1 protein-coding gene is annotated in these 1,576 nt (G+C 71.1%); it reads left to right on the forward strand.

The features are described from left to right. Positions 1 to 85 precede the first annotated feature (85 nt). Entirely contained in the window at positions 86 to 1,432 is a 1,347-nt protein-coding gene (locus tag ACFVS0_RS17750) for an MFS transporter (protein ID WP_430588686.1), read from the forward strand. The last annotated feature ends 144 nt before the right edge of the window (positions 1,433 to 1,576 follow it).

Consider the following 1,576-nt stretch of genomic DNA (forward strand, 5'->3'; position numbering starts at 1 on the left):
GCGCGACCCCGTCGGGGTCGCGCCGCGCCCCGTGCACGGCCCGTCGTCGAGCCGTGCCCCGCACGAGACACAGGAGTCTTCGAACGTGACACAGGTCAACGAGCCCGCCCTCGTCCGGAAGGTCACGATGCGGCTGCTGCCGCTGCTGGTGGCCCTCTACACGGTGGCCTACATCGACCGCTCCGCCGTCGGGTTCGCCCAGCTCAGCATGGGCGCGGACGTCGGCATCGGCGACGCGGCGTTCGGCCTCGGCGCCGGGCTGTTCTTCATCGCGTACTTCCTGTTCGAGGTGCCGAGCAACGTCCTCATGCAGAAGTACGGGCCGCGGATGTGGTTCGTGCGCATCCTCGTCACCTGGGGCATCATCACCGCCGCGATGGCCCTCACGCAGGGGCCGATCAGCTTCTACGTGCTGCGCTTCCTCCTCGGCGTCGCCGAGGCCGGGTTCTACCCCGGCGTGATCTTCTACCTCACCACGTGGTTCCCGCACCGGCACCGGACGAAGGCGACGGGCACGTTCGTGATCTCGGCGCCGCTCGCCTTCATCATCATGTCGCCGCTGGCCGGCTGGCTGCTCGGCGTGTCCGGGCTCGGCATGTCCGGCTGGCAGTGGCTGTTCCTCGTCGTGGGCGCGGCCGCCGTGCTCATGGCGATCCCGACCTGGAAGTTCCTGCCGGAGACGCCGCGCGTCGCGAAGTGGCTGACGAAGGACGAGGCCGACTGGATCGAGCACGAGCTCGAGAAGGACAAGGCGGAGCGCAAGCAGGAGGACGGGAAGAACCCGCTGCGCACGCTGATCGACAAGCGGGTGCTGGTCTTCGCCCTGCTGTTCTTCCCCTCGACCGTGGGCGTGTACGGCCTGTCGTTCTGGCTGCCCCAGGTGGTGAACCAGTTCTCCACCTCCACCCTGCAGACCGGCATCCTCACCGACGTCCCGTACCTGTTCGCGCTCGTGGGCGTGCTGGTGACGTCGCGCTGGGCGGCCCGGCACTTCCGGGACAACTGGGTGCCGCTCGCCTGCCTGTTCGTCGGGTCCGCGATCGGCATGGGCGCGAGCGCGGCCGTCGCGTCGCCGGTGCTGCAGCTCGCCGCCCTGTCCCTCGCGGCGTTCTGCGTGTACTCCATCGCGGGCGTCTTCTGGTCCCTGCCGAGCGGCGTGCTCGCCGGGGCCACGGCCGCCGTGGCGATCGCGGCCATCAACTCGTTCGGCAACCTCGGCGGCTTCATCGGCCCGTACGTGGTGGGCCTCTTCACCCAGGCGACCGGGACCACCGAGGCCGGCATGTACTTCCTCATGGTGGTGCTGCTGCTCGGCGCGGTCGGCACGTTCGTCGCGCGACGTGCCGTCGTGCGGATGCAGCGGGCGGACGGCGCCACCGAGCCGGGTGCGGCCGCGACGGACGCCGAGGGGCAGGACGCCGCGCGGGTCTGACGCGGGTCTGACACCAAGGGGCCGGGAGCCGGCGCCCCCGCAGGGCTACGCCCCCCTCTGGGGGTCTCCCCCCCCCCTCTTTCCCCCCTATCCTCTCCCCCCCTCCCCCCCCCTCGTCACCCCCATATTCGCGGTGCCGACCGG

This window comes from Isoptericola sp. NPDC058082 (assembly GCF_042885055.1).
GTDB lineage: Bacteria > Actinomycetota > Actinomycetes > Actinomycetales > Cellulomonadaceae > Isoptericola.